Origin of the sequence: Immundisolibacter sp. (assembly GCF_050250495.1) — a bacterium.
GTDB lineage: Bacteria > Pseudomonadota > Gammaproteobacteria > Immundisolibacterales > Immundisolibacteraceae > Immundisolibacter.
Genome location: NZ_JBFWOM010000001.1, coordinates 117,988 through 125,994, shown reverse-complemented (window position 1 = coordinate 125,994; position 8,007 = coordinate 117,988). Strand labels below are relative to the sequence as shown.

The 8,007-nt window shown below is 69.1% G+C and carries 8 protein-coding genes; 1 reads left to right on the top strand and 7 read right to left on the bottom strand.

What is annotated here, in order from left to right:
• Both AB7F93_RS00640 and AB7F93_RS00635 read right to left on the bottom strand, forming a co-directional pair.
• The coding region (locus tag AB7F93_RS00640) for a beta strand repeat-containing protein (RefSeq protein ID WP_428300937.1) at window positions 1–1,389 on the bottom strand (1,389 nt) is incomplete at its 3' end.
• A 600-nt stretch (window positions 1,390–1,989) separates the two neighbouring features.
• Window positions 1,990–3,069, bottom strand: coding sequence for a CDP-alcohol phosphatidyltransferase family protein (locus AB7F93_RS00635; RefSeq protein ID WP_428300936.1), 1,080 nt, complete (start codon window positions 3,067–3,069; stop codon window positions 1,990–1,992).
• On the opposite strand from AB7F93_RS00635, the gene AB7F93_RS00630 reads away from it, so the two are divergent.
• On the top strand, window positions 2,983–4,182 hold the full coding sequence (locus AB7F93_RS00630; protein WP_428300935.1) for a metallophosphoesterase family protein: 1,200 nt from the start codon (window positions 2,983–2,985) through the stop codon (window positions 4,180–4,182). The genes AB7F93_RS00635 and AB7F93_RS00630 overlap by 87 nt on opposite strands.
• Before the next feature lie 33 nt (window positions 4,183–4,215).
• Here AB7F93_RS00630 and AB7F93_RS00625 read toward each other — a convergent pair whose 3' ends face one another.
• From AB7F93_RS00625 to AB7F93_RS00605, 5 genes are all read right to left on the bottom strand, one after another.
• On the bottom strand, window positions 4,216–4,725 hold the full coding sequence (locus AB7F93_RS00625) for a BCAM0308 family protein (protein WP_428300934.1): 510 nt from the start codon (window positions 4,723–4,725) through the stop codon (window positions 4,216–4,218).
• 126 nt (window positions 4,726–4,851) lie between these two features.
• Window positions 4,852–5,805: a glucokinase gene (gene glk, locus AB7F93_RS00620; protein ID WP_428300933.1), complete on the bottom strand. Its 954-nt coding sequence runs from the start codon at window positions 5,803–5,805 to the stop codon at window positions 4,852–4,854.
• Window positions 5,806–5,923: 118 nt separating this feature from the next.
• The gene (locus tag AB7F93_RS00615) at window positions 5,924–6,805 is read right to left on the bottom strand and encodes an NAD(P)-dependent oxidoreductase (RefSeq protein WP_428300932.1); all 882 of its coding nucleotides are present in this window, start codon (window positions 6,803–6,805) and stop codon (window positions 5,924–5,926) included.
• 4 nt (window positions 6,806–6,809) lie between these two features.
• The gene (locus AB7F93_RS00610; protein WP_428300931.1) at window positions 6,810–7,307 is read right to left on the bottom strand and encodes a carboxymuconolactone decarboxylase family protein; all 498 of its coding nucleotides are present in this window, start codon (window positions 7,305–7,307) and stop codon (window positions 6,810–6,812) included.
• A gap of 155 nt (window positions 7,308–7,462) precedes the next feature.
• On the bottom strand, window positions 7,463–7,957 hold the full coding sequence (locus AB7F93_RS00605; RefSeq protein WP_428300930.1) for an aromatic-ring-hydroxylating dioxygenase subunit beta: 495 nt from the start codon (window positions 7,955–7,957) through the stop codon (window positions 7,463–7,465).
• Between the last annotated feature and the right edge of the window lie 50 nt (window positions 7,958–8,007).

Sequence of the window (8,007 nt, the reverse complement as noted above, 5' to 3'; positions counted from 1 at the left end):
GTTGTTGGTGGTCAGGCCCGAGACCTGGATCGTGATCGAGCGGCCCGCGGTATCGGCGGTGATCGTGCCGTTATTTGTGAGCGTGGCGCCGCCGCCGACGAAGTTTTGGTTGCCGATGACGCCGTTGCCGCCGCGCACCGTGATGCCCGCGCCCAGCGTCAGGTTGCCGGCCTCGACGTTGAGGCGGTTGTTGGCGTTGGCGTCGGCAAACACGATGGTGCCGCTGCCGCCGATGGTCTGGTCGCCCTGCGGGGCGAAGATGCTGTTGTTACCGATGTTGATGGTGGCGCCGCCGAGCGTGAGGCCGCCCGCCACGCGCTCGATACCGGTCGCCGACGCCAGGTCGAGCGTGCCCGCAAGCGTCACGCCCGACAGGAAGTTGTTGCCGCTGTTGTTGGCGCGAAACGAGCCCGCGCCGGTGAGGTTCATGTCGCCCGAGAGCGTGACGCCGTTCTGGCTGACGACGCTGCCGGCACCGGCCAGAATCTGGCTGCCGGTGCTGCCGGTCACGGCCGAGTTCAGGTTCAGCGTGCCGCCGTTCAGGGCGCTCAGGGTGCCGTTGTTGGTGGTCAGGCCCGAGACCTGGATCGTGATCGAGCGGCCCGCGGTATCGGCGGTGATCGTGCCGTTATTTGTGAGCGTGGCGCCGCCGCCGACGAAGTTTTGGTTGCCGATGACGCCGTTGCCGCCGCGCACCGTGATGCCCGCGCCCAGCGTCAGGTTGCCGGCCTCGACGTTGAGGCGGTTGTTGGCGTTGGCGTCGGCAAACACGATGGTGCCGCTGCCGCCGATGGTCTGGTCGCCCTGCGGGGCGAAGATGCTGTTGTTACCGATGTTGATGGTGGCGCCGCCGAGCGTGAGGCCGCCCGCCACGCGCTCGATACCGGTCGCCGACGCCAGGTCGAGCGTGCCCGCGAGCGTCACGCCGGACAGGAAGTTGTTGCCGCTGTTGAACGCAACCAGCTTTCCGGTGCCGGTGGTGTTGATGACGCCGCCGGTGATGGTGCTACCGAACTGGTTCAGCACGCTGTCGGCGCTGACGTTGATCGTGCCGCCAGTGTTGTTGATGTTGTGTCCGGCGCCAACCTGCAAGGCCGCGTTGTTGGGGATGGGGCCCGCGCCGACGTTGATGGTGCCGGTGTTGGTAGTGCTGCCGCCGCCTTGCAGGGTAAGCAGGAAGGCGTCGATATCGATGCTGCCAGCATTATTGAGGGTGAATATCGACTGGGCGGAGTTGACGGTAACAGTGCTGGCCGCCCCGATGATGGCAGTGTCCAGCGCGGGACCGGTCGGCACGCTGCCGCAGGACCAGCCCGAGGCGGTGCCCCAGTTGCCGGTCACCGGGTTCCAGGTACAGACCGCTGCCATCACGGAGGGCGTCATCGTCATGGACGACACGAGCGCACCAGCCTGCACGCTGAGGGTAAGCGCCCGATGCCGACACGGGCGTTTGGTACGCCCGAACGCGCGCCGCGTGCGCAGAAGATCGGCATCGGCGCCGGCGTTAGCAATTTCGGGCTTGGCTCGCTTGGACACGCTGGTTCCCCTCTCGAAAGCTCGCGCGCCCCTTGAGGCGGCATTTGCGCAACACCAGCGCTGCGATCCAGTCCCTCAGGTCAGACAAACTCGGGCGCAGCGTGACGGCGAGACGGAAGGCACGTTTTAAGCCAAGTCACATCGGGGCTAGGAAACAAGGTAGTTTTTTCGGGATGGTCCGGGCTATCCGAGCCGGACTGCCGGCGATTTGTAAAAGATCCTGACAGCCTTCGAACGGGTCGAGGGACGGATCGCCAGGCCAAAGCGGGTGGAGCCGATAGGCTATTGAGAAGCTAACCTATTAATTGATAAGGAAGTGCGTATTCGTTGATTTGGTCTCCCACTCGTCCGAATGGGGTGACCTACGGCTTGTAAAAATTCCTGACGGGGCGCGAGGGCGCGAGAGCGGAACTGCCCGCCCGCGCTGACGCCTGCCCGCGGCTGCAAGCTTGTCTAGCGTCCGAACCAGCGTACGGCGCGGCTGTTGGCCGGGATGTCCTGTCCCACGCGCTGCAACCAGGACTCCAGCGGCCCGCGTCGCCGTGCGGCGATGGCCTGTCCGACGCGCACCCACAGCAGCGCCGTCGAAAGCACCGTCCAGCCGGCCACCAGCCACAGGCCGACCGCCGGCGCGCCGAGCAGCGCGCACAGCGTCAGCATCAGCAGGTTCGGGTTGCGGCGGGCGGTAACGAGGCGGTTGTAGGAATCGAACGGCTGCCACACGAACAGCGAAAACTTGGCGCACACGGCCTGAAACGCGCCCTCGGCAAGGCGCCCACCGATATAGCCCGCGACGATCACCCAGATCAGCGTATCGGTTGGCACGCTGCCCGCCGGCAGGCCGAGCGCCCAGGCGGCGTACCAGAACGGCGGGTGGATGAGGTCGATGCCGTGGTCGAGGATGTCGCCGAAGCGGCTCGACTGTACGGTCACCCGCGCCAGCTTGCCGTCGACGGTGTCCAGAAACGTCATCAGCCAGGCGCAGACGAGGCCCGGCCACCACCAGCCATCCCAAAAGGCAAAGCCGGCGGCGATGGTGAGCAGCAGGCCCGTGAGCGTGACCTGGTTCGGCGTGATGCCGCGGCGGGCGCAAAAGCCCGTCGCGCGGCGCGCCAGCGGCGGCCACCACCACTTGGTGATGAAGTCGGTCACGCCCTTGTAGGCGGTGCCGAACAGGCGCCGTTCGAGGACGTCCTGCTCGCCCGGCGTGACCGGCAGCACGTAGGGCGCCTCGCGCTTGCGAAGGCGCTCCTGGTAGGCGCTGGCCAGAGTCTGTGGGGTCTCGAGCACGTAGCCGTCGGCGGGCTGCTCGCCGAGCAGGACCGCGCGTGCGCCGGCCGCACCGCCGACCGGCGCGTGCAGCGCCACCAGCGGGCCGCCCTCGACGGCGCGCAAGGCGACGCCGGGGGCGTCGATCAGCGCGCCGAGCACGCGTTCGTCGAACAGATGATCGGCACGCAGCCACAGCAGGCTGCGCTTGTCGGGTATCGCTGCGCCCTCGGCCAGCACGGCTATGCCGCGTTTGTCGAGCACGCGCCGCAGGCGCTCGCGACCACTCAAACCCCACAGGCGCACCGGCGCTTCGCCGACCAAAACAGCAACCGGTTCCACCTTGGGACTAGACCTGGCTGGAAAATGGGGCGGCAATCGTATATCAAGCGTGCGCCGCCGCAGCCGCGTGGCGGCTTTGGGGACGACCAGACGACCGTTGTGAACGCACGCAACCTTGACTTGCCCTTTGCCGAGCCCGCGCCGGACCGTACCTGGGTCGTTGCCCACCTGTCGGATCTGCACCTCACGGAGCCGGTCGCCGAGGGTGGCGAGGCGCTGCGACTGAAGCAGCGGCTCGGTCTGGCATCGTGGCGCAACCGTCGCAGCCATCTGCATCAAGGTGCCGTGCTGAACGCACTCGCCGTCGACCTGCGGACCCAGGCGCCGGACCGGATCGCCATCAGCGGCGATCTGGTGCAGGTCGGTACACCCGACGAATTCCGGCAGGCGGCGCGCTGGCTCGCCGGCTTTGCGTCCCCGGAACAGGTGCTGTTGGTTCCGGGTAACCACGAGGCCTATGTGCCCGGCACATGGGAGAGTGGGAGCGGCGCCTGGCAGGCCTACCTGCCGCCAATGGGTGAGGGCGACCCCTGGCTGGCTCGCCACGAGGGTTTGCTGCTGATCGGCTTGTCGAGCGCCGTGCCAAGCGCGCCCGGCCTTGCCACTGGCACGCTGGGCAAGGCGCAACTGGCGGGTCTTGAGGCGGCCCTGGAGCAGGGGGCGCGGGAGGAGCGGTTTCGCGTTGTGGTTCTGCACCACCCGCCGGCGGGGCAGGTCAGCTGGCGCAAGCGGCTTACCGATCAACGCCGCTTCGCGGCGATCATCGCCCGCTACGGGGCGGGGCTCGTCCTGCATGGCCATATGCACTGCGCGACCCTATCGAGCCTGCCGGGTACAGCGGGTCCGGTGCCCGTGGTGGGTGCGCCGGCCGCGTCCGCGCTCGATGCGCGCCCGGGTCGGATGGCGGGCTATGGTCTGCTGCGCATCACGCGCGCAGAAGCCGGCTGGCAACTGCGCCTCGACCGCCGCGTGTACCGCCCGCGCACGCGGGATTTCGTCTGCCTTGAGCAGTGCCAATTGCCGACGCACGGCTGACGGCCCGGCCGGCATGACCGGCCTGGAGGCGCATCAGGCGTCGCGCCGCCAGCGCACGCGCAGCGTCGCGTCGTCCTCCACGTAGTGGTAGTCGAGCTCGCCCTTGTAGGCGTGCTCGATCGCCTCGCCGAGGCCGCGCGCCAGGTGTGCGTCGGTGGTGGTGACGAGCACGCCGTCGGCGGTGTCCTCGCGCGCCATGATGCGCTTGAGCGGGTGTTCCGCCGCCTGATGCTCCGCGTGGTGGTCGATCAGGTGCAGGATCTCGGCGCGGTGCGCGGCCAGGAAGGCACCGCCGAGCGTGAGATAGCCTGCTGGCACCCGGTCGTGCACGCGCTGGCAGGCCGGGCAGCGCAGTTCGTGGGCACCCGCGGGGCGCGCCAGCCACTGCCAGCGCCCCTCGTGCCAGACCACGCCGCAGTCGCTGCATACGCTGGGCTCGGTCGGCTTCAGGCGCGCGACGTAGGGGTCGTGAATCTGCTGCAAGCCGCCGCGGTCGTGGCGGCCGTGGTGCGGCTGGTCGGGGGTCTTGTGGGGTCCGGTCATGGTTGGCTCCGCGGTGAGGGTGCCTGCCGTCAGGCACGGGCGCTACCGTAGCGATCCGCCCGCGGGGCCGTGTTGACCGTACTCAACCACCCCGTGACGACTGCAATGGCCGGCGCGATCGTCGCGTCAAACGGGTGAGCCGACGGCGCAGGCGGCGGCGCCGAGCAGGCCCACCCGGGGTTCGGTGATCACGCGCAGCGGCACGCGGCGCAGCAGATCGCTCATGCGGCCTTTGGCGTTGAAGGCATCCACAAACGCCGCGCCGCGGAACAGGCCGAGATTCTTCTGCACCACGCCGCCGGCGAGGTACAGGCCGCCGAACGGCAAACAGGTGAGGGCGAGGTTGCCGGCCACCGCCCCGCACAGCCTGGCGAACAGGTGCAGGGTCTCGCGGGCACGTGCATCGCCGGCCGCGGCCCGCACGCTCACGGTGGCCGCATCGACGGCCGGCCCGCCCAGGAATTCGTGGATGAGGGCGAGCCCCGGCCCGGCCGCGAGGCGCTCGAACGACACCCGTTCGAGGCCAAGGCGCAGCCGCGCGAACTCGCGAAGGCGCACCTGCTGGTCGTCGAGCGGGGCGAAGTCGACGTGCCCGCCCTCGCTGGGAAACACCCGCCAGCCGCCGTGGTCCGGCACCAGCAGCGCCATGCCTAGCCCGGTGCCGATGCCGAGCACGGCGCGCGGGGCGTCCGGCTGCTCGGTGCCGGCCTGCACGGTCACGATGTCGTCCGGACCGAGCAGGGCAACGCCGTGGCCGACGCCGGCGAGATCGTTGATGAGCGTGACGCGGGCGATGCCGAGCTCGGCTTCGAGCCGGGCGCTGTCGGGCCGCCAGGGGAGGTTGGTGATGCGCGCCTGGGTGCCGCCACCTGGGGCGGGCTGCACCGGTCCCGCGACCGCGAAACAGGCCACCGGCGGGGGCGGCGCGTCACCCAGAAACGCGCGCACCGGCTCGGCGAGATCGGCATGGGCGGCGCTGTCGTAGCGCGCCTCGGCCAGCACGTCGAGCCGGCCGTCCCGCCAGCGCCCGCGCAGCAGCGCGGTCTTGGTGCCGCCGATGTCTCCCGCCAGAATTTCCATTTGCCCGACGCCACGCCGCTGTGGAGGGCGTCAGTGTGCACCGCAGGCGCGCGCTTGCGCCAAGGACCGCTAGACGGAGGGTTTGCGGGAGGGCGTAGTTACCCGCCAGCAAGGTACGTCAGCCGTCGAAGATGCCTTTCTCGATCAGCTCGTACCAGCCGAGCAGGTCCTGCCGGCCGTAGCCCTTGTCGATGGCCTGTCGGTAAAGGCTCTGGATGTGGCTGCCGATCGGCAGCGTGATGCCCACCCGCTCGGCGAGTTCCCGCACCAGCGTGATGTCCTTGCCGATCATGGTGAGGCCGTCGGTGGAATGGTCGAACGGCACGCGGCCGTCGAACTTCGGCTTCACCAGCACGTCCATCACCCGCGTCGGCGCTAGACACGTGTCCATCACCTCCAGCAGCCGCTGCGGTTCGACGCCGACCGCCCGGCCGAGCGCGATGGACTCCATCACCCCGGACAGCGTCGAGACCAGGATCAGGTTCTGGCACAGCTTGGCGGTCTGTCCGGCGCCGACGGCGCCGAGGTGAAAGATGTTCTTGCCCATGAGCGCGAACAGCGGGCGCACGCGCTCGAACAGCGCCGCCTCGCCGCCGACCATGATGCTGAGCGTGGCCGCCTGCGCACCGCTGCCGGCACCGCTGAGCGGCGCATCCAGAAAGCCGATGTCGCGCCTGGCCGCATCCGCCGCCAGCTCGCCCGCCAGCAGCGGGCTGATGGTGCTGCAATCGACGATCACGCCGCCCGGCGCCAGGCTGGCGATGAGCGCATCCGCCGTGGCGCGCACGACCTTCTGGCTCGGCAGACACGTGAACACGATCTGCGCCTGCCGCCCGACCGCCGCCGCGTCCGCGCAGGCCGTGACGCCCTGCGCGGTGGCGGCGGACAGGGCGGCAGGCGCCGGATCGAAGCCCAGCACCCGGTACCCGGCGCGCACGAGGTGGCCGGACATCGGCAGCCCCATGGTGCCGAGACCGATGAAGCCGAGTACCGGGTTCATGGCCTCAGCCCTTCTTGGTTGCTTTGGGCTTTGCGGCCTTGGCCTTGGCGGCTTTCGCCTTGCCGCCGGCGAACTTGGCCGCACCGCTCTTGTCGGCCGCCGCCTTGCGCGCGGCGGCGCTCTCGGTCAGCGCCTCCTTCATGGCGAAGTAGGCGTTGGCCGCCGCCGGGAAGCCGGCGTACACGCCCACGTGGCCGATGATCTCGACGATCTCCTGCTGCGTGAGGCCCACCTTGAGCCCGCTGCGGATGTGCACCTTCAGCTGCGGCTGCGCGGTGCCGAGCGCCGCCAGCGTGGCGATGGTGGTGATCTCCCGGTCGCGCAGCGCCAATTGCTTGGTGCGGGCATAGGTGTCGCCAAACGCGTAGGCCACCGTTGCCCTGGCGTAGTCGGGCGCCAGCTCGTTCAGCACGCTGACCACCTCGTCGGCGGCGTCCTTGTCCTCGATGGCGTGCAGCATTTCGAGCGCCTTTTTCATGCGCGGATCGTCGGTCTTGGCCATGGCTTCCCCTCCTCGTTGAGCGTTGAAGAACCGTCACGCGCCACGGATGGCGCGTCGCGCATCGGGCACTGTGCCCGGTGCGCGGAGCCGAGTACGGACCTGTGCCGGACTCGGCGATCTTCAAAACGCCACGGATGGCGTTTTGAAGAAACCCATCAAATCTGGTTGAAGTCGATCGGCAGGTCGAGGTGGTCGTTCAGCAGCGTGATCTTCTTGCGCGCGATGCGCCAGCGCCCGCCGTCCTGCACCAGCGTGTGGTCGTAGAAGCCGAACAACTGCGCCGTCACGCGCCGGTGGTAGGTGCTGGTTTGCCAGTGGCTGCTGACCTCGATGCGGTCGTCGCCCGCCGCTGTCACGTGAAGGTTGCTGATCACATGACAGGTCCGCGGCAGCGGCGTCACGAACGGCGTCAGGCCCGATTCCACGCGATACACGCGATCACCGAGCGCCGCCCGACCGGCCAGATAGAAGAACGACACGTAGCGGTCCGGATCGTCGCCGAGCGTTTCCTCGTCCACCCAGGACGGGCACCAGAACAGGCAGTCGTCGGTGTACAGGTCGAGCCAGTCCTGCCAGCGCCAGCGGTCCAGACAATCGGCCTCGCGGAACACCACCGCGGCGGCGGTGAGATGCAGTTCGGGCGTGACCATCAGCCGATCTCCCCGGTGGCGAGCGCGCGGCGCTGGCCGTCCTTCATCAG